Consider the following 19,417-nt stretch of genomic DNA (forward strand, 5'->3'; position numbering starts at 1 on the left):
CTCGGTAAGAATCCAGAAAACTGGATGGCCTCAGTAAACGCCCGTAAAGCTTAATGAAGCCTTAACACGGAGCGGATTTTTTGACCGAACGGCCTTTCCTGTGCCGGAACGGGACAGTCGCCCTTTCCTGCCGGCCAGGATCCTCCGGCGCCTATTGCGGCGCGGAAACAACGTGACCGCCGCCGCGACATCGTTCCGAAACACGCCATGCGCTAAACGCCCGCACTCTCAACGGCCGTCGCAATCGACGCTGCAGCAATTCAAGATGGACATTCAGGGGCGCACCATGGACTGGTATTCAATCGTCAAATTCCTTCACGTCGTCTCGGCCATTCTGTGGGTCGGCGGCGGTTTCGTCCTGTTCCTGCTCGGCGTGCTTGCCGAGCGCGCCGGCAACGTCGAGGAAAAGCTGCAGGCGATGCGCGCCAGCGGCCAGCTCGGCGGCCGCTTCTTCGCGCCGATGTCGATGCTCACCTTGATCTTCGGCCTGATCATGTGCGGCTTCTGGGTCGGCTTCTCGGATCTGTGGGTCGTCATCGGCCTCGCCGGCTACGCCACGACCTTTTCGATAGGCATGCTCGTCTTCAAGCCGACGGGCGAGYGGATGGGCGCCATGGTCGCCAAGGAAGGCGTGACGCCGGCGCTGCTTGCCATGGGCCAGCGTATGATGGGCTGGGCGCGTTTCGACTATGCGGTGATGCTCGTGATCATCGCCGACATGGTGCTGAAGCCCACTTTGCATGACATCGGCATCCTCGCCGGCATGGTGATGGTAATCGCCCTCGGCGCGGCGCTCGCCCTTGGCGGCAGCCGTCAGATGGTGGCGAGCGCGGCCTGAGCATTTGTTGCTGCGGGCGGCCGGAGAGCCGCCCTCACATCAGGCCAGCGATGCCGTCCCAGAGCAGCTTCAACGCCACCACCGCGACTGTCGCGTAGGTGAATGGATAAAAGACTTCCGGCCGCATGCGGCRCACCAGCCAGGCGCCGGCAATGGTCGAGAGCGGCGCCAGCGGCATCAGCGCCAGCGATGCGGTCAGGTTGGCGCTGTCGAACTGGCCGAGCGCGAAATAGGGGATGAGCTTCAGCGCATTGGTGGCGGCGAAGAAGATCGCCGCCGTCCCCGACAGCACCTTCGGGTCGAGCCGGATCGGCAGCGCATAGACCTGGAAGGGCGGGCCGCCGACATGGGCGACGAAGCTGGTGAAGCCGGCGATGGTGCCCCAGAAAGCCGCCGCGATCCGGTTCGGCTCCGCCGCGTGATCGGCGCCGTRGCGGAACTGCAGGTAGATCCACCGCAACACGAAGATCAGCGCGACGGCGCCGACGATCAGGMGCACCATCTCCTCGGTCACCAGGGCCGCAGCCAGCCGAGGCCGATGCCGATGACGGCGCCCGGCATCATGTCGACCAGCATCTTGCGGTCGTAGATGCCCCACCACGTCCACACCGAGACAATGTCCATCAGGCAGAGGATCGGCAGCAGGATCGCTGCGGCCTGCACCGGTGGAATGGTCAGCGCCATTAGCGGCACGCCGACAAAGCCGACGGCTCCGCCGAAGCCGCCTTTCGACAGGCCGACCAGGATGACTGCCGGAATGGCGGCGGCATAGAACCATGGATCGCTGAGCAGGCCTGGCATGATGAAGGCGTCTGGGGGCGGGAGCGGGTGGCGGGAGGCCCGCAATAGACCACAAAGCCCGACGCCGCGATAGCCAATCTGCCCGCGCAGCCGATCGGCGCGTTAAATTGTCCGGTTTGCAGCGGGCCGCGCGGGCCGTACATAAGGTCGCCGGCCGRGCACGAGGGTTTGACAATGAGCGAGATCCTGATCCGCCGCGCGGAGGAGGCCGATCTCCCRGCGATCGTTGCGATGCTTGCCGACGATAGGCTCGRCAGCGCCCGGGAAGATGYCAGCATGCCGCTGGCGCAAGCCTATCTGGATGCCTTCGCGACGATCGACAGCAACCCGAACCAGTTCCTGGCGGTGATGACCGACGGCGCCGCTGTCATCGGCACTTGCAGATCGGCTTTCTCGCCGGGCTGTCGTCGCGGGGCGCCTGGCGCGGCCAGATCGAAGCGGTGCGCATCGCGGCRCATCGGCGCGGCGAAAGGCTCGGCCAGCGCCTGCTGCAATGGGCGATCGGCAAATGCCGCGAGCGCGGCTGCAGGGTCGTCCAGTTGACGACCAACAAGAGCCGGCTCGACGCGCATCGCTTCTACGAACGGCTCGGCTTCAAGGCGAGCCACATCGGCTACAAGCTGGACCTCTGATCCACCGCGGAGCGAAGCCGCCTGGCGCATTCATCGCCGGGCCTGTACCAGCAGGAACATGGGCCGCTCCAGCTCTTCGGCCAGTTCCGGCCTGGCGGCGATCTGCGCATCCGTCGGACGGAATTCCCCCACATGCCCGATGGTGAACCCGGCCTGGATCAGGTGATTGAGCGTGGTGCCGATGGTGCGGTGATGCTTCACCACGCCCGGTGCAAGCCAGTCGGTCGTGCGCGGTCCTTCGACCAGATACCGATCGACGGGCCATGTCTTTCTGCCGGCGACGTCGACGGACCACCCCGGATTGGTCGGTGCCATGAAGATCGGATGCTCCGTGGAAAAAGTCGAAGAACCCGCCGGGGACGAGAGCCTGATGAACAGTCGCGAACAGCCGTGCGACATCGCTGACATAGTGTAGGGCGAGCTGTAGGCGAGGTCGAAGCGCCCCTTCGGCAGGCTGAGCTCGTCGAGGTCGGCACGCTCATAGTTGATGTTACGATCGGAGCCGGCGGCGCGCGCCCGGGCGAGCATCTTCTCCGACAAGTCGAGGCCGAGAACCTCCTTGGCTCCATGCTCGCGCGCCCAGCGGCAGAACCAGCCGAAGCCGCAACCGAGATCGACGATGCTTAAGCCGTCGACCTTCGGCAGCATGGCGCGCAGCGCCGGCCATTCGGGCGCGCCGTCAAGTCCTTGCACCGAACGGTCGAGGCGGCTGTAACCCTCGAAGAAGTCGGCCTGGTCGTAGATGTTTTGCGCCATCGGCTCCTCGCTCTGTCTGTGCTCTCGTCCGCCGGCCAGCGGAGGACTTTCCACAGGCCGTCTGCCAATCATCAAAGATTGGCGCAAGCCGCCGCCGTCCGATACATTTCGGCCGCGATCCTTGCACGCCTCCTGTTCAAGCCGGATGCTTTGCTCTATGCCGCAATGCAACCATCTTCGCCCGGCATAGGCGAAACCGGGATCGAAGACCGATGAACGATTTAACGCCGCCCAACCGCTGCCGTATCGTGCTGATCGCGCCGAAAGATGCGCCGGCCGATCGCATTGTCCAGGCATTCGAGGGGGGAGACATCGCCTCGCTCATCCTGCCCGAAAACGGCATGGACGAGGCCTCCTTCCAGGCCTTCGCCGAAAAGATCGTGCCGATCRCCCAGGCCGCCGGCATTGCCGTCATCATCGCCGGCGACAGCCRCATCGCCGGCCGCGTTCACGCCGACGGCATCCATGTCGAGGCTGGCAGAAAAGACCTCGCCGAGACGATCGAACGCCTGGCAAGCAAGATGATGGTCGGGGCCGGCGGCGCCAAGACCCGCGACGACGCGCTGGAGCTTGGCGAGGAGCGGCCCGACTATATGTTCTTCGGCCGCTTCGGTTACGACAACAAGCCCGAGCCACATCCGCGCAACCTGGCACTCGGCGGATGGTGGGCCGAGATGATCCAGATCCCCTGCATCGTCATGGCCGGATCCGATCTCTCCTCGGTGGAAGCGGTAGCGGCCACCGGAGCTGAATTCGTGGCGCTCTCCAGCGCGGTCTTCGCCAATGGGCTCGACCCGCGCGCGGCGGTCGCCGCCGCCAATGCGCGGCTCGACGAAACCGCGCCGCGCTTCGAGGACTGACGTGCGCTGGCCTAGGCTTCCCTTCGTGGCACTGGCCGCCGCCTTGACGATCCAGGCGGCCGCGGCGATTGCCGGTGAGACCGTGCCGGTGCCGCAGCCGAGGCCGGACACGAGCACGCCGGACACACCTGCCCCCGATAATGGCGCTCCCAATGCTGGCGCTCCCAGTACTGGCGCCGCGAGCAATGGCGCCCAGAACACAAGCACCCCGAATGGAGGCGCCGCAAATACCGGCGCCGCGCATCTCGACAAGCCGATCGAGACGCCGCTGCCGCAGCCGGCGACGCTTGCGCCGCCATCGGCCGACACCGTCAATCCCGATCGCTTCGGCGCCAAGCCGCCGGACGCCGCCTACGGCGCCTTCCAGCGCGGACTCTACAAGACCGCCTACAACCTTGCCATGGTCCGCGCCAAGAATGGCGACCCCGCGGCCCAGACGCTGGTCGCCGAAATCCTGTCGCGCGGACTGGGCGTGCCGCTCAATGCGGCTGAGGCCGCGAAATGGTACGCGCTGGCCGCCGAGCAGGGCGTGCCGGAGGCGCAATTCCAGTACGCGCTGATGCTGCTCGACGGCCGTTATGTGAAGAAGGACGACAAGGGCGCCTATGCGCTGATGCAGGCTGCCGCCGAGGCCGGCAACCGGCTTGCGCAGTTCAATTTCGCGCAGTTGCTCGTCCAGCAGGATCCGGGCGATGCCGGCATTGCCAAGGCCGCCGTGTATTACCAGCGCGCCGCCGATACCGGCCTTGCCGACGCCGAATACGCGATGGCGCAAATCTACGCCAACGGCGCCGGCGGCAAGCAGCGCGATGACGCCAAGGCGCGCACGCTCTTGGCGCAGGCCGCACGCCAGAATTATGRCACCGCGCAGATCGATCTCGCCAGCTGGATGATCGAGGGCCGCGGCRGCGATCGCGACCTGAAATCCGGCTTTGGCTGGATGAAGCGCGCGGCCGAGGGCGGCAATGTCGCCGCCCAGAACCGCCTCGCCAAGCTCTATATGGCCGGCATCGGCACCGACCCGGACCTGATCATGGCCGGAGCCTGGTATATCGTCGCCYGCCGCGCCGGGCTGATCGACCCTGAGATGGACGATTTCCTGCAAGGCCTCGACGACGACCAAACCAAGCAAGCGCTCCAGAAGGCAAACCGCCTGCCCTGAAGGCGCTTTGCTGCGGCGGCCAGCTCGGTATCCTCCTTGCCGCCCTCCCTTGCCACCCAGGGCGATTTGTGGTCTTGGAGGCGCCAAAGCGCGGTCCGCGCCAAAAAAATCTCATTCCGGATCAGTTCATCATGGCCAAGATCAGTGGCAGCGAAATCCGTCCCGGCTACGTCATCGAGCACGATGGCGGCCTGTGGGTGGCGGTCAAGACCAACACCGTCAAGCCCGGCAAGGGCGGCGCTTACAACCAGGTCGAGCTGAAGAACCTGATCAACGGCACCAAGCTCAACGAGCGCTTCCGCTCGGCCGAGACCGTCGAGCAGATCAGGCTGGAGATGAAGGATTTTTCCTTCCTCTACGAGCAGGGCGACGCGCTGGTGTTCATGGATACCGAGAGCTATGAGCAGCTCGAACTGAACAAGGATTTCGTCGGCGAACGCGCGGCCTTTCTGCAGGACGGCATGATGGTGACGGTCCAGCTTTATGAAGAACGGCCGATCGGCATCTCGCTGCCCGATCAGGTGACGCTCACCATCACCGAGGCCGACCCGGTGGTGAAGGGCCAGACGGCTGCCTCCTCCTACAAGCCGGCGGTGCTGGAGAACGGCGTCCGCGTGCTGGTGCCGCCCTTCATCTCCGCCGGCGAGCGCATCGTCGTCGACACCAACGAGATCACTTACGTGCGCCGCGCCGAGTAGAGCATGATCCCGAAGTTGCAGACTTTTCGGAGAAGATCATGCTTCGAAGGAATGATTTTAGAGCGGGATGACGATTCAAGGAAACGCATCCCGCTCTAAGCGGCCAGCAACAGGAAGATAAGAATGGCACGCTCCGCGATCCTCAATGTCATGGTCCAGGCCGCGATGAAGGCCGGCCGGTCGCTGTCGCGCGATTTCGGCGAGGTGCAGAACCTGCAGGTCTCGATGAAGGGACCGGGCGACTATGTCAGCCAGGCCGACCGCAAGGCGGAAGAGATCGTCTTTGCCGAATTGTCCAAGGCGCGGCCGGGCTACGCCTTCCTGATGGAGGAGCGCGGCGCCGTCGACGGCGAGGACGACCAGCACCGCTGGATCGTCGACCCGCTCGACGGCACCACCAATTTCCTCCATGGCATCCCGCTCTTTTCGATTTCGATCGCGCTTGAGCGCCAGGGCCAGATCGTCGCCGGCGTCGTCTACAATCCGGCGATGGATGAGCTCTACACCGCTGAGCGCGGCGGCGGCGCCTTCATGAACGACCGCAGGCTGCGCGTCGCCGGGCGCGGCAAGCTCATCGATGCCGTGATCGGATGCGGCGTGCCGCATCTCGGGCGCGGCCACCACGGCAATTTCCTGATCGAATTGCGCAACGTCATGGCCGAAGTTTCCGGCGTCCGCCGCCTGGGTTCGGCGGCGCTCGACCTCGCCTATGTCGCGGCCGGCCGCATGGACGGCTTCTGGGAAACCGGCCTCTCGTCCTGGGACATGGCAGCCGGCATCCTGCTGGTGCGCGAGGCCGGCGGTTTCGTGTCCGACATGGATGGCGGGCAGGACATGCTCGACACCGGCGGGGTCGTCGCCGGCAACGAGTTCATCCAGCGCGCGCTGCTCAAGACGGTAAAAAAGCCGTTGCCAACGCGCTGACACGTTCGGCGCGCTGAACCGTCGCAGTCGCAAAACTGCCACCGAACCTTGAAATACTGATCCGTGACCGCCCAGATTTGGGGACTTCGGAATTATTCATGATCGACGCGCGGCCACAGACTCATATCGAAATGCCCTTGGTGGGGCGTTGGCACTATTCGCGCGCCGAGATGATCGCCGATGGCATCGTCCATGCCGTGGGCATCGTGCTGGCGATCGCTGCCGGCTCGGCATTCCTGGCGCTGGCCGCTTTCCATTCCGGTCCCGGCGAATATGTCGCCGCGGTCTTCTACGTCGTGTCCCTGCTCACAGTGCTCTCGCTGTCGCTGGCCTATAATCTCTGGCCGATATCGTGGCCGGCGAAATTGATATTGCGCCGCTTCGACCACGCCGCCATCTATCTATTGATCGCCGCAACCTACACCCCTTTGCTTGCCCAGCTCCGCACCACGTCGCTGGCCTTGCCGATGATCATTGTGGTGTGGGCCGCGGCGGCGATGGGTATCGCGATCAAGATGTTCCTGCCTGGCCGCTACGACCGGCTGGCGATCGTCTTCTATCTTGCCATCGGCTGGAGCGGGGTCGTGCTCGCCGGACCGCTGGCCGAGACGCTGCCGACAGCCTCGATCGTGCTGCTGGTCGCAGGCGGCATCGTCTATTCCTGCGGTGTCATCTTCTTCGCCTGGAAAGGCCTGCGCTTCCACAATGYGGTCTGGCACGGCTTCGTCGTCACCGGCGCCGGGCTGCATCTGGCCGCCATGGTCGACTGCTTGGTCATCAGCCGCTTCTGAACCTTGGCGGCGGCCATATTGCCAAGCGCCATTCATTTTGGTCACAATTCCGTTTAAAGTCGCGACCAAATTTCGGCGGTGGCATCGGAAACGGGACACGGATGGCTTTTCTCAGATCCTTCGGCAGGCGCTCGGATGTCCTGGTCTACGATCCGCACAAACTATCGAGCCCGCAGGTCTTCCTGCTCACCATGGTGATCTTCCTGATCATCGTCGCCTTCATCGCCGCCATCCTCACCCGCCAGATCTCGAGAGCCTTCTCCAGCAATCCCGGCCTTAACGGCTTGATCATCGGCGTGCTCGTCGTCGGCATTCTGCTCGCCTTCGTCCAGGTCGGCCGGCTGTTCCGGGAAGTGCGCTGGGTCAATTCCTTCCGCGCCGGCTCCGAAACCACCGAGCCGGTGCTGCTGGCGCCGATGAAGGCGATGATCGGCCGCTCATCGACCATCGCATTCTCGACGAGCTCGATGCGCACCATGCTCGATTCCATTGCYACCCGCCTCGACGAAAGCCGCGACACCTCGCGCTACCTGGTCGGGCTCCTGGTGTTCCTCGGCCTGCTCGGCACCTTCTGGGGCCTGCTCAACACCATCGCCTCGATCCGYGAGACCATCGAGGCGCTCGATCCCGGCACCGGCGACGCCGCCGCGGTGCTCGAAGCGCTGAAGCAGGGCCTGTCGGCGCCGCTCGCCGGCATGGGCACCGCTTTCTCGTCCTCGCTGTTCGGTCTCTCCGGCTCGCTGGTGCTCGGCTTCCTCGACCTGCAGGCCGGCCGCGCCCAGACCCGCTTCTATACCGAGCTCGAGAACTGGCTGTCCTCGGTCACCGATCTTTCGTCCGACATCGTCGTCGCCGACACCCACCGTGCCGAGCCGTCCGAGGAAATCCGCCTGCTGTCGGAACGGCTGCGCAGCCTGCAGGAGAACGGCGGCGGCTCCAACCCGCGCGTCGCTACCGCCATGGCCAACCTTGCCGACGGCATTTCCGGCCTGGTCAAGAACATGCGCTCCGAACAGCAGATCATGCGCGACTGGGTCGAGGCGCAGTCCGACGAGCAGAAGGCCATGCGCAACACGCTGGAGAAGATCGCCGACGCGCTGAAGAAGCAAGGGGTCCACTGACGTGGCGCTGGCAAGACGGCGCGCCGACCGCCGCATCGACTACTGGCCGGGCTTCGTCGACGCGCTGTCGACGCTGCTTCTGGCGATCATGTTCCTGCTMACCGTCTTCGTGCTGGCGCAGTTCCTGCTGAGCCGCGAGATTTCCGGCAAGGACGTGGTGCTCAACCRCCTCAACTCGCAGATCAACGAGCTGACCCAATTGCTGGCCCTGGAGCGCTCGAACAGCCAGGACAAGGAAGATTCGCTCGCCAATCTGCAGGCGTCGCTGTCGGCGGCGGAAGCCGAAAAGAGCCGCCTCGAACAATTGCTGGCCCAGGGCGCCGGCGCCGGCGACGCGGCCAACAAGCGGGCGGAAGCGCTGTCCGGCGAGCTCAGCAACCAGCGCCAGATCAGCCAGCAGGCGCTGAGCCAGGTCGAGATCCTCAACCAGCAGATCGCGGCACTTCGCAAGCAGATCGCAGCGCTCGAGGACGCGCTCAACGTCTCCGAGCAGCGCGACCGCGAATCCAACACCAAGATCGCCGATCTCGGCCGCCGCCTGAACGTGGCGCTGGCGCAGCGTGTCCAGGAGCTCAACCGCTACCGGTCCGATTTCTTCGGCCGGTTGCGCGAGATCCTTGCCGACCGCGAGAACATCCGCATCGTCGGCGACCGCTTCGTCTTCCAGTCGGAGGTGCTGTTTCCGACCGGCTCCGACGTGATCAACGATGCCGGCAAGGTCGAGATGAAGAAGCTCGCCGACGCCGTCATCGAACTGCAGAAGGAAATCCCGCCCGAGATCAGCTGGGTTCTGCGCGTCGACGGCCACACCGACAACAAGCCGCTGTCCGGCACCGGACGCTATCGCGACAACTGGGAGCTTTCGACCGCGCGAGCGACCTCGGTTGTGAAATTCCTGATCGAGAACGGCGTGCCGGCCAACCGGCTGGTCGCCGCGGGCTTCGGCAAGTTCCAGCCGCTCGATCCGTCCGATACGGATGAGGCGCGCAGCAAGAACCGCCGTATCGAACTGAAGCTCACCGAACGCTGAGCAGGCGCTGCAGCCGTTTCGCGCGAGTTGCGGCCTGATTGTGCAGCCGGGTTTTTAGGGCCCGATGCGCGAGTGACAAGGCCGGAAAACATTACCCTTTTTTAATTCCACTTGGCAGGGTACCGCCCCTAGGTTGTTATGTGGGCCGAGAACCGCCGGCGGTGACTCCCATCGCGACGCGACGGAACCAGACGGCCCGGGCCGGAAGGCGGGCCGTTCCGGCGCTGCCTTCTCAGCAAAAGGGAGGCGCAGCCATGCGCTCATTCAAGATTCCCAAGACCGCGGCACTCGCCGCACTTATCGCTGCCGTTCCGTTCACCGGCGCCTATGCCGCATCGGCGGGCTTCTACACCCCGCGCACGGCAGGCCTGATCGACCAGGCGCAGAGCGTCGATCAAGGCATCACGGCTGCAAGGCAGATGGACAAGATCAAGCCGGACGAGGCACGCAGCCTTCATGTGCGRACCGCGCACATCAGCCGAGTCGCGCAACGCGCGGCAACCGCTGGACATGGCTCTATATCGGCTCCGCAGTACCAGCAGCTGGTGGCGCAGCTCGATCACGTGAGCCAGAGCCTGCGGAACGCCACGGGCAGCAGCCCGCTCATCGGCGACGGCGCGGATGGCGGCTATTATCCGAACGGGTGAATTCCATCCATTGCAGCGCGCTTTACGCGACGGCCCTCGCGCGTCTTTTGGCGCGCGGGGCATACCGGCGGCTGCCTGGTTTCGGCACGCGGAATCGCTCGATTCGCCCGGCGCGGATGAGACGCTTAGCTAGGACCCCGCCGCATCGAATTGAACCTCACCGAAGGTTGATCCGGCATCACGCAAACTCACGCGAATTTGTTCGCCGGCTCAACTCTCGGGCGCAGAATGTCGGCAGCAAGGCCTGAAAACATTATCTTTTTTTAATTACCCACATCGACTTGGCGCTCCTAATTTGCCGCGCAGGGCCGGGGACCGCCGGCAATGCCTCCCATCGCGACGCRACGGAACCGGACGGCCCGCAAGGTCGGAAGGCGGAGCGGGATTGCCACTGCCTTCCCCAGCAGAAGGATGCGCCCTCATGCGCGCTTCACCATCTCTCAAGACTGCAACACTCGCCGCGGTTCTGATCGCCGCTCCGCTCGCCGGCGCTTATGCCGCCGGACATCACAAGGGGGTGCTTGACGCAACCGATCCAACCGATTTCACCGGACCGCGCGTGACCAGCCTCATCAATCAGATCCAAGGTGTGGACCAAGGCATCAGGGACGCACGGGAGGCGAACACCATCTCGGCCGCCGAGGCRCAGCGGCTGCATATGCGCGCCGCTCACATCAGCCAGGCTGCCGAGAGGGTCGCCGCCTCGGATCGTGGCAGGATCCCTGCCGCGCAATATCACAACCTGCTGCGCCGTCTCGACCATGTCGACCAGAAGCTGATGGTCGATACCGGCAGCGGCTTCCTGATGGGCGACGGCGCCGACGGCGGCCACTACCCGAACGGCTGAGCAATTGCGGGAACGGAAGGCGCCCGAGGGACCAGGCCCCGAGGGCGCCTTTTTTATCACCGGCGGAACCAAACCGGAAAATGGCGAGCACCGCCGGCATCGTCTGGATGGACAGGATCTTCCGGCCGGCGGTCGCCCGCCTCTCCGTCTGGCCTCCGCAAGGACGTGGCGATCGGGGTTGCCAATGTCCGCCCGTTGGTATCTTTTCGCGCCGTCCAAATTGCGGAACCCACCATGTCCTTCGAAAAACTCGACCAACTCGGCCACAAGCTCGAAGCGCTGGAGCATGCGCTCGCCATCCTCGGCGCCGACGAGGCGACCCATATGGCGGTCGGCGGCGGCGAGAAACGCGCCGAGGCGATGTCGGCGCTGGCCGGCATGCTGCACCGCCAGGCCACGGCGCCGGAGATCGGCGACTGGATCGCCGCCGCCGAAGCGGAGCCGCTGAACGACGAGCAACAGGCAGCGGTCAGGGAACTGCGCCGGCAATACACCAACCTCACCTGCCTGCCGGCCGAATTCGTCGAGCGCCAGACGACGGCGCGCATGCGCTCCGAGCAGCTGTGGCGCGACCTGCGCGCCAAGAACGACTGGACGGGATTCCTGCCGGCGCTGGAAGGCGTCGTGGCGCTGGTGCGCGAGGAAGCGGCGCTGCGCGCCGACGCGCTCGGCCTCGACCCCTATGACGCGCTGATGGAGCAATACGATCCCGGCAACCGCGCCGCCGAAATCACGCCGGTGTTTGCCGAGCTGAAGGTGTTTTTGAAGGATTTCGTGCCGCGCGCTTTGGCGGTGCAGGACGCACGGCTGGCGAAGCATCCGCGGAAGCCGCTCTCCGGCAGCTACGCCGTCGACAGGCAGCGCGAACTTGGCCTTGCCATGATGGGGGCGGTCGGCTTCGACCTCACCCATGGCTCGCTGTCAGTGTCGCACCACCCCTTCTGCGGCGGCGTGCCGACCGATGTTCGCATTACCACCCGCTACAAGACGTCCGACTTCCTGTCGGCGCTGATGGGTGTGCTGCACGAGACCGGCCACGCGCTCTATGAGCAGAACCTGCCGAAAGCCTGGTCGCACTGGCCGCTCGGCAAGGCGCGCGRCATGGCCGTGCACGAGAGCCAGAGCCTGTTCGTCGAGAAGCAGATCGGCCGCAATCCGGCCTTCTGGCGCTGGGCGTTGCCGGTGGTCGAGAAGCACCTCGGCGAGGCCTGGTCGATCGACGACATCCTGCCGCATGTCCACCATGTGGAGCGCGGCCTGATCCGGGTCGATGCCGACGAGGTCACCTATCCGCTGCATGTCATCCTGCGCTACGAGCTCGAGCAGGATCTCGTGTCCGGCCGGCTGGAAGCCACCGACCTGCCCGAGGCCTGGGACGCCAAGATGCGCGACTATCTCGGCCTGTCGACCGTCGACGACCCCGCCGATGGACCGATGCAAGACGTGCATTGGCCGAGCGCCGCCTTCGGCTATTTCCCGTCTTACACGCTGGGCGCCATGATGGCGGCGCAGCAATGGGCGGCAATGAGCAGGGAGCACCCGTCAGCGGACGAGGATCTCGCCAAGGGCGATTTCAGCGCCATCAACGACTGGCGCCGCAAAAGGATCTGGTCACAGGGCTCGCGCTGGTCAACGCCGGAGCTGCTCGAGCGCGCCACCGGCGAGAAGCTCAACGCCGCCTATTTGACCGAACATCTGCGCAGGCGCTACGGCGACTGACGCGCACCGGCTTGCGGCCGCAACCTTGGGCGCGGCTACTCGGCCGCGCCTTTGAAGGCGCTCGCTCCCGTTTCGAACTGCAGCTTGGCGAGCCGTGCATAAGTGCCGCCCTTGGACACCAGGCTCTGGTGCGTTCCCTCTTCGACGATGCGTCCGGCTTCCATGACGAGGATGCGGTCGGCCTTGAGCACCGTCGCCAGCCGGTGGGCGATGACGATGGTGGTGCGGCCGCGCATCAGGCGTTCGAGCGCCGTCTGCACCAGCGTCTCGCTTTCGGCGTCGAGCGCCGAGGTCGCCTCGTCGAGCAGCAGGATCGGCGCGTCGCGCAGGATGGCGCGGGCGATCGCCACGCGCTGGCGCTGGCCGCCGGAGAGCGTCACGCCGCGCTCGCCGACCTGGCTGTCATAGCCTTTGTCGAGCTTGACGATGAATTCGTCTGCAAGCGCTGCCTTTGCCGCCGCCTCGATCTCGGCATCGCTGGCGCCCGGCCGGCCGAAGCCGATATTGTCGCGCGCGCTTGCCGCAAAGATGGTGACGTCCTGCGGCACGATGGCGATGCGCCCGCGGATGGCGGCAGGATCGGCTTCGCGCAGGTCGACGCCGTCGATGACGACGCGGCCGCTTTCCGGATCGTAAAAGCGCAGGATCAGCGAGAAGACGGTGCTTTTTCCCGCCCCCGAGGGACCGACGATCGCCAGTGTCTCGCCGGGCTTCACCTGGAAGCTCAGGCCATGGACAGCCGCCCGGTCCGGCCGCGCCGGATAGGAGAAGGAGACGTCGTCGAAGCTGATCGCGCCTTTGGCCTTGGCCAGCAGCGGCTGCGGATCGACGGGCGGCTGGATGGCAGGCCGCTCCGCGAGGATCTCGGTCAGCCGCTCGGCGGCTCCCGCCGCCTGCGCCAGTTCGCTCCACACTTCCGACAGCGCGCCGAGCGCACTGGCGGCCAACACGGAATAAAGCAGGAACTGGCCGAGCGTGYCTGGCGACATCGTGCCGGCAAGCACGTCGCGCGAGCCGAACCAGAGCACCGCCACCACCGAGGAGAAGACCATGAAGATGGCGAAAAAGGTGAGGAAGGACCGCGCGAAGACCGAGGTCCGCGCCGCCTCGAAGGCAGCCTCCACCGCCGCCGAAAATCGTCCTGTCACCAGCGTCTCGTTGGTGAAGGCCTGCAGCGTGCGCACGGCACCGATCTGCTCGCTGGCATAGGCGGTGGCGTCGGCAAGCGTGTCCTGCGCCAGCCGCGACTTGCGCCGCACCGAGCGGCCGAAGGCGACCAGCGGCAGCACGATCAGCGGAATGGCGGCAAGCACCAAGCCGGAAAGTTTTGGGCTGGTGAAGACCATCATCGCCACAGCGCCGAGGCCGAGAATGACGTTGCGCAGCGCGACCGAGGCGGTGGCGCCGACCGCCGATTTCACCTGCGTCGTGTCGGCGGCAAGCCGCGACACGATCTCACCCGACTGCGCGCGATCGAAAAAGGCCGGAGACAAGGTCGTGACATGCGAAAAGACGTCGCGGCGGATATCGGCGACGACGCGTTCGCCAAGCGTGATGACGAAATAGTAGCGGCTGGCCGAGGCGGCCGCCAGCAGAGCTGCCATCCCCACCAAGGCGGCGAAATACTCCGCAATGAAGGTGGAGCCCGCCGCCTGGAAACCATGGTCGATCATGCGCCGCACGGCCATCGGCAGCGCCAGCGTGGCGGCCGCCGCGACCGTCAGCGAGATCAACGCGCCGACCACCATTGCCCGGTAGCAGGTGACATAGGGGAAAAGGTTCCTGAGCGGGCGGATCGAGCGCCTGCGCTCGTCTCCACTGACACCGATATCCGCCATGAGCTTTTCCTCCGGCCGCCTGCCGGTATTGCGCTTCAATATGCGCTTGCCGCGGCCTTGTGATTCAATTCCGGCTGATGTATAGGCTCGCCGACCGTTTTAGAAGCCGTGGCTTTTCATTAGCTGCGGCTTCGAGTTTTAAAAGGGGGCGCATCGACGCAGGCCATAGGCCCGTCACCAGCGCCGGCAAGCCAGGAAACACGACAATGAAGGCCGATATCCATCCCGACTACCACACCATCAAGGTCGTCATGACCGATGGCACCGAGTACCTGACCCGCTCGACCTGGGGTAAGGAAGGCGACACGATGAATCTCGACATCGACCCGACCACCCACCCGGCCTGGACCGGCGGCCAGCAGACCCTGGTCGACCGCGGCGGCCGCCTGTCGAAGTTCAAGAAGCGCTTCGAAGGCTTCGGCCTCTAAGCCGGGTAGCCTGCAGAATTTGAAAGACCCGCCTCGAGGCGGGTTTTTTGTTGCAGGTTTGGTCTCGTGCAGCGTCGGCGCTGCCCCTCATCCTTACCCTCTCCCCGTGAAGAACGGGGAGAGGGGGGCGCCGGCGCAGGAGCTTGTCCCTTCTCCCCGTTTTTCACGGGGAGAAGGTGCCGGCAGGCGGATGAGGGGYAGCGCCAACTGCGGCAAGTGGCCACCGCCGCGCCTCAAGTCTCAGAGCCTCGCCTGCTACCCACCCACCAGCTTCGTCAGCGCCATCCGCTTGCATGGCCGCGTCGCCCATCTGCCGGACGAGAAGCGCCGTCACGCGATCGCGGCAATGGCGCATCATCTTCGCATGGCGCTGAAAGCAGGGGGCAATTGCAAAGATCGCGCCTCAGGCGGGGTCTTTTTTCGTCTGGTCCTCGGATGCGTGACGCTTGCGGTCCGCATGCCCCAGATCGCGCTCCGGGTCGATGACATCGCGGACCAGTTGCTTGAGCTTGGYCGCATCCGGAAAGCCGCCGTCGCGCTTGCGGTCCCAGACAAGCACGTCGTTGCAGGCAATCGTGAAGATGCCGCCGGTGCCCGGCACCAGCGTCACTTCGCCGAGATCGGTGCCGAAGGTCGAGAGCAGTTCCTGCGCCATCCAGCCGGCACGCAGCAGCCACTGGCACTGCGTGCAATAGGTGATGCGGATGGTTGGCTGCGGCTTCTCGCTCATGCCGGATTGCGCGACCGATCAGGCCGCGCTGAGCTTGGCCATCGTCTCGTCGTCGACCTCGAAATTGGCGTAGACGCTCTGCACGTCGTCGTCGTCCTCGAGGGTGGCGACCAGCTTCATCAGCGACTGCGCGCGCTCTTCGTCGACCGGGACATTGTTCTGCGGCCRCCAGATCGGCTTCACCGATTCCGCCTCGCCGAGCGCGGCTTCCAGCGACTTCGACACGTCGCCGAGATTTTCGAAGCTGCAGTAGATGGTGTGGCCTCCCTCGTCCGACTCCACGTCGTCAGCGCCGRCCTCGATCGCGGCTTCCATGACCTTGTCGGCGCTACCGGCCGAGGCCGGATAATAGATCTCGCCGATGCGGTCCCACATGAAGGACACCGAGCCGGTTTCGCCGAGCGCCCCGCCGGCCTTGGTGAAGGCGGCGCGCACATTCGACGCCGAGCGGTTGCGGTTGTCSGTCAGCACTTCGACGATCAGCGCCACGCCGCCCGGCCCGTAGCCTTCATAGCGCACGGCCTCGTAGTTCTCGGCATCGCCCGCGGTCGCCTTGCTGATGGCGCGCTGGATGTTGTCCTTCGGCATCGAGACCGCCTTGGCGTTCTGCACGGCAAGCCRCAGCCGCGGGTTCATCGCCGGGTCCGGCGTGCCGGCCTTGGCGGCGACGGTGATTTCGCGCGCCAGCTTGGAAAACATTTTCGACCGCACCGCATCCTGGCGGCCCTTGCGGTGCATGATGTTCTTGAACTGTGAATGGCCAGCCATGGCACCCCTGTCGTATTCGGCTAGAGCATCCCGAAGCGAGGAGCCATCACCTCGCCCTCTGCAAAATGCTCGAATTCAAATTTTCAGAACGTCTGAGCTATGCCTGCGAAGGCACACGGCGCTCTCTGTCGGAATGGCCGGCTTATAGATAAATCGGCTCAATTCGTCCAGCCGCGCCATCGAGCCGGCAACCCAGCGCTCCGACAGCACTCCTACAACRCATGATCATCCTTCCAGATCCGACTTGAGCCGGTCGAGGATGCTGATCGCGTGCCCGGCATACTGGCTGATCCAGCGGTCGTGGATCTRCTTGATCGGCAGCGCGTTGAGATGGTTCCAGCGCTCGCGTCCCTCGCGCTTTGCCACGACGAGATCGGCCTCCTCCAGCACCTTGAGATGCATCATGACGGTGCAGCGGTCCATGTCCGGGAAAGCCTCGCAAAGGGTGCCCGTGGTTTGCGGCTGATCCTTCAGGCGATCCAGCAATTCGCGCCGGCGCGGATGCGCCAAGGCCTTGAAAACATGGTCGTCCGTGGTTTGGCTTGACATGTTATGTTTCTATAACATATCGTTCTGGCGAGCAAGGGAAGGAGCTGTGGATATGTCTCTCGGATTCAGGATTTCCGGACGCATCGGCAAACCGGTCGCAGAGGTCTTCGACGCTGTCGTCAATCCGACGAAGCTCAGCGGCTATTTCACCACCATCGGCGGCGCTTCGGCCCCGTTGGTCGCCGGAACCACCGTCACCTGGTGGAAAACCGTGCCTGTCGAAGTCGACGAGGTGACCAAGGACAGGCGCATCGTGCTGCGCTGGGATGCGACCGACGCCGACGGCAAGCCGGCCTACAAAACCCGCATCGAGATGAATTTCGAGCCGCTTGACGACGGCGGCACCTTCGTCACCATCGCTGAAGCCGGGTGGCACGAAGGCGAGGTCGGACTGAAGAAATCCTACCTCAATTGCGAAGGCTGGTCGCAGATGCTCGCCTGCATGAAGGCCTATCTCGAATACGGCATCAACCTGCGCGACGGCTACTATCGCGCCGAGATGAGGGGCGAGCCCGCCAACGAGACCAACATCTGAGCCCGACGCTCAAGCCAGGGAGATCGGCCGTGAAGGTAACCCCGTTCCTGATGTTCGAAGGCCGGGCCGAGGAGGCGATGACCCTCTATTGCGAGACCGTTCCGGGGAGTCGCGTCCTAGACGTCACGCGCTATGGCGCCGGCGAGGACGGCCCCGAAGGAACGGTCAAGCTGGCGCGCGCGTCGATCGGCGGCACGGAGGTGATGGTCTTCAACAGCCCTGTGCATCACGCCTTCACCTTCACGCCCTCGGTCTCGCTCTTCGTCGACTGTTCCTCCGAAGAGGAGTTGGAGCGCATTGTCGAGGCGCTGGCCAAGGACGGCGCGTTTCTGATGCCGACAGGCAATTACGGCTTCAGCCGCCGCTTCGCCTGGCTGAACGACCGCTTCGGCGTCTCCTGGCAGATCAACCTGCCTTGAGGCATCCAGCGGTTGGAGCCTTGGATGGAAGGGAGGACCGCCATGGAAATCAAAGAAGCCCCGATCGCCGAAGCCGGCATGYTGATCCGGCGGCCGGTCGCCGAAGTCTTCGAGGCGATCATCGAACCGGCGATCACCACGAAATTCTGGTTCACGCATTCGAGCGGCAGGCTGGACGGCGGCAAGCCGGTGCAATGGGAATGGCGCATGTACGGCGTCTCGACGACGGTCACGGTCAAGGAGATCGTCCCGAACGAAAAGATCGTCATGCAATGGAGCGAACCGCCGACCACCGTCGTCTGGACTTTCGCCGAAATGCCCGGCGACACCACTTTCCTGGAAGTCCGCAATTTCGGCTTCGCCGGCTCCGGCGACGAGCAGGTCAGCCAGGCGATCGRCTCGACCGGCGGCTTCTCGCTGGTGCTCGCCGGCGYCAAGGCGTGGCTGGAGCAAGACTTGGCGCTCGGCCTGATCGGTGACCGGCATCCGAAGGGCATTTCGGCCGAATAGGGCCACGCCCGTCCGGATTGGGGCTCAACGCCCGCTGCCGGACCTCTGCTTCTTTCGATGCCGCGCCAGCATGTTGAGGCCCTCGACCAGCGCGGAAAAACCCATGGCGGCGTAGATGTAGCCCTTGGGCACATGGTAGCCCATGCCGTCGGCGATCAGCGTCATGCCGATCATCAAGAGGAAGCCCAGCGCCAGCATGACGATACTGGGGTTCCTGGCGATGAAATCGGCGAGCGGCCCGGCCGCCAGCATCATCAGGCTGACCGCCGCGATCACCGCGATGTACATGATGGYGATCTCGTCGGTCATGCCGACGGCGGTGATGATGGAATCGATCGAGAAGACGAGGTCCAGCAGCAGGATCTGGAAGATGGCGCCGGCAAGGCTCATCTGCAGCGTGCCGCCCATCATCGTATCCTGATGGTCCTGTGGGTCGACCGTGTGGTGGATCTCCTTGGTCGCCTTCCAGACCAGGAACAGGCCGCCGGCGATCAGGATCAGGTCGCGCCAGGAAAAGCCGTGCCCGAGCGCCGTGAATATCGGCGTCGTCAGTTGCACGATGAGCGAAATGGTGGCGAGCAGGACGAGGCGCATGATCAGCGCCGCCGAGATGCCCAACCTGCGAGCGCGGGYCCGCTGCGCTTCCGGCAGCTTGTTGGTGAGGATCGAGATGAAGATCAAATTGTCGATGCCGAGCACGAYCTCGAGCACCACCAGCGTCAGCAGCGCGATCCATGCGGTCGGATCGGAAACGAAGGCGAAGTGTGGCGCCAGGAATTCGACAAGCTGCATGGAGGTCGTCCCCTCTACGATC

20 protein-coding genes and 3 pseudogenes are annotated in these 19,417 nt (G+C 64.8%); 16 read left to right on the forward strand and 7 right to left on the reverse strand.

Annotation, left to right across the window (positions count from 1 at the left end):
• Positions 1–286 precede the first annotated feature (286 nt).
• Positions 287–838: a DUF2269 family protein gene (locus ORS3428_RS04425; RefSeq protein ID WP_071095129.1), complete on the forward strand. Its 552-nt coding sequence runs from the start codon at positions 287–289 to the stop codon at positions 836–838.
• A gap of 34 nt (positions 839–872) precedes the next feature.
• On the opposite strand, the pseudogene ORS3428_RS04430 reads toward ORS3428_RS04425, so the two are convergent.
• A pseudogene (locus ORS3428_RS04430) lies at positions 873–1,639 on the reverse strand (sulfite exporter TauE/SafE family protein).
• A gap of 174 nt (positions 1,640–1,813) precedes the next feature.
• Here ORS3428_RS04430 and ORS3428_RS04435 point away from each other — a divergent pair.
• Positions 1,814–2,271: pseudogene (locus ORS3428_RS04435) on the forward strand (GNAT family N-acetyltransferase).
• A gap of 30 nt (positions 2,272–2,301) precedes the next feature.
• On the opposite strand, the pseudogene ORS3428_RS04440 reads toward ORS3428_RS04435, so the two are convergent.
• Positions 2,302–3,027, reverse strand: a pseudogene (locus ORS3428_RS04440) (class I SAM-dependent methyltransferase).
• Positions 3,028–3,239: 212 nt separating this feature from the next.
• On the opposite strand from ORS3428_RS04440, the gene ORS3428_RS04445 reads away from it, so the two are divergent.
• The 10 genes from ORS3428_RS04445 (at position 3,240) to ORS3428_RS04490 (ending at position 12,826) form a co-directional block, all read left to right on the forward strand.
• A complete protein-coding gene (locus ORS3428_RS04445) occupies positions 3,240–3,887 on the forward strand; it encodes a thiamine phosphate synthase (protein ID WP_071094958.1) in 648 nt (215 codons plus the stop codon).
• 1 nt (position 3,888) lies between these two features.
• Positions 3,889–5,049, forward strand: a complete 1,161-nt coding sequence (locus ORS3428_RS04450) for a tetratricopeptide repeat protein (RefSeq protein ID WP_244507853.1) — start codon at positions 3,889–3,891, stop codon at positions 5,047–5,049.
• Positions 5,050–5,180: 131 nt separating this feature from the next.
• A complete protein-coding gene (efp, locus tag ORS3428_RS04455; protein ID WP_040974387.1) occupies positions 5,181–5,747 on the forward strand; it encodes an elongation factor P in 567 nt (188 codons plus the stop codon).
• 123 nt (positions 5,748–5,870) lie between these two features.
• Positions 5,871–6,671 (forward strand): inositol monophosphatase family protein, encoded by an 801-nt coding sequence (locus tag ORS3428_RS04460; RefSeq protein ID WP_071094960.1) that lies wholly within the window; start codon positions 5,871–5,873, stop codon positions 6,669–6,671.
• A 98-nt stretch (positions 6,672–6,769) separates the two neighbouring features.
• Positions 6,770–7,462, forward strand: a complete 693-nt coding sequence (gene trhA, locus ORS3428_RS04465) for a PAQR family membrane homeostasis protein TrhA (RefSeq protein WP_071094962.1) — start codon at positions 6,770–6,772, stop codon at positions 7,460–7,462.
• Between the two features lie 101 nt (positions 7,463–7,563).
• Positions 7,564–8,583 carry a MotA/TolQ/ExbB proton channel family protein gene (locus ORS3428_RS04470; RefSeq protein WP_071094964.1) on the forward strand — a complete coding sequence of 340 codons (1,020 nt, stop codon included), beginning with the start codon at positions 7,564–7,566 and terminating at the stop codon, positions 8,581–8,583.
• A gap of 1 nt (position 8,584) precedes the next feature.
• Positions 8,585–9,613, forward strand: a complete 1,029-nt coding sequence (locus ORS3428_RS04475; RefSeq protein WP_071094966.1) for a peptidoglycan -binding protein — start codon at positions 8,585–8,587, stop codon at positions 9,611–9,613.
• 254 nt (positions 9,614–9,867) lie between these two features.
• Positions 9,868–10,260 (forward strand): hypothetical protein, encoded by a 393-nt coding sequence (locus ORS3428_RS04480; protein WP_071094968.1) that lies wholly within the window; start codon positions 9,868–9,870, stop codon positions 10,258–10,260.
• A 421-nt stretch (positions 10,261–10,681) separates the two neighbouring features.
• Positions 10,682–11,107: a hypothetical protein gene (locus tag ORS3428_RS04485; protein WP_071094970.1), complete on the forward strand. Its 426-nt coding sequence runs from the start codon at positions 10,682–10,684 to the stop codon at positions 11,105–11,107.
• A 234-nt stretch (positions 11,108–11,341) separates the two neighbouring features.
• A complete protein-coding gene (locus ORS3428_RS04490; protein ID WP_071094972.1) occupies positions 11,342–12,826 on the forward strand; it encodes a carboxypeptidase M32 in 1,485 nt (494 codons plus the stop codon).
• A gap of 35 nt (positions 12,827–12,861) precedes the next feature.
• Here the strand turns inward: ORS3428_RS04490 and ORS3428_RS04495 are convergent, their stop codons facing one another.
• Entirely contained in the window at positions 12,862–14,664 is a 1,803-nt protein-coding gene (locus ORS3428_RS04495; protein WP_071095131.1) for an ABC transporter transmembrane domain-containing protein, read from the reverse strand.
• A gap of 206 nt (positions 14,665–14,870) precedes the next feature.
• Here ORS3428_RS04495 and rpmE point away from each other — a divergent pair, with 206 nt between their 5' ends.
• Positions 14,871–15,092, forward strand: a complete 222-nt coding sequence (gene rpmE / locus ORS3428_RS04500) for a 50S ribosomal protein L31 (RefSeq protein WP_071094974.1) — start codon at positions 14,871–14,873, stop codon at positions 15,090–15,092.
• 403 nt (positions 15,093–15,495) lie between these two features.
• Here the strand turns inward: rpmE and ORS3428_RS04505 are convergent, their stop codons facing one another.
• The 3 genes from ORS3428_RS04505 to ORS3428_RS04515 form a co-directional block, all read right to left on the reverse strand.
• Complete coding sequence (locus ORS3428_RS04505; RefSeq protein ID WP_071094976.1) at positions 15,496–15,822, reverse strand: SelT/SelW/SelH family protein; 327 nt, start codon at positions 15,820–15,822, stop codon at positions 15,496–15,498.
• A gap of 18 nt (positions 15,823–15,840) precedes the next feature.
• Complete coding sequence (locus ORS3428_RS04510; protein ID WP_071094978.1) at positions 15,841–16,590, reverse strand: YebC/PmpR family DNA-binding transcriptional regulator; 750 nt, start codon at positions 16,588–16,590, stop codon at positions 15,841–15,843.
• A 225-nt stretch (positions 16,591–16,815) separates the two neighbouring features.
• Positions 16,816–17,139, reverse strand: coding sequence for an ArsR/SmtB family transcription factor (locus tag ORS3428_RS04515; RefSeq protein ID WP_071094980.1), 324 nt, complete (start codon positions 17,137–17,139; stop codon positions 16,816–16,818).
• Between the two features lie 52 nt (positions 17,140–17,191).
• Here ORS3428_RS04515 and ORS3428_RS04520 point away from each other — a divergent pair, with 52 nt between their 5' ends.
• The 3 genes from ORS3428_RS04520 to ORS3428_RS04530 are packed head-to-tail and all read left to right on the forward strand — an operon-like array spanning position 17,192 to position 18,603.
• Positions 17,192–17,674, forward strand: coding sequence for an SRPBCC domain-containing protein (locus ORS3428_RS04520; RefSeq protein WP_071094982.1), 483 nt, complete (start codon positions 17,192–17,194; stop codon positions 17,672–17,674).
• Between the two features lie 29 nt (positions 17,675–17,703).
• Positions 17,704–18,093, forward strand: a complete 390-nt coding sequence (locus ORS3428_RS04525; RefSeq protein WP_274534782.1) for a VOC family protein — start codon at positions 17,704–17,706, stop codon at positions 18,091–18,093.
• A 42-nt stretch (positions 18,094–18,135) separates the two neighbouring features.
• Complete coding sequence (locus tag ORS3428_RS04530) at positions 18,136–18,603, forward strand: SRPBCC family protein (protein ID WP_071094986.1); 468 nt, start codon at positions 18,136–18,138, stop codon at positions 18,601–18,603.
• Positions 18,604–18,627: 24 nt separating this feature from the next.
• Here ORS3428_RS04530 and ORS3428_RS04535 read toward each other — a convergent pair whose 3' ends face one another.
• Positions 18,628–19,395, reverse strand: a complete 768-nt coding sequence (locus ORS3428_RS04535; protein ID WP_071094988.1) for a TerC family protein — start codon at positions 19,393–19,395, stop codon at positions 18,628–18,630.
• Between the last annotated feature and the right edge of the window lie 22 nt (positions 19,396–19,417).

Source organism: Mesorhizobium sp. ORS 3428, from assembly GCF_001854785.1.
Classification (GTDB): Bacteria; Pseudomonadota; Alphaproteobacteria; order Rhizobiales; family Rhizobiaceae; genus Mesorhizobium.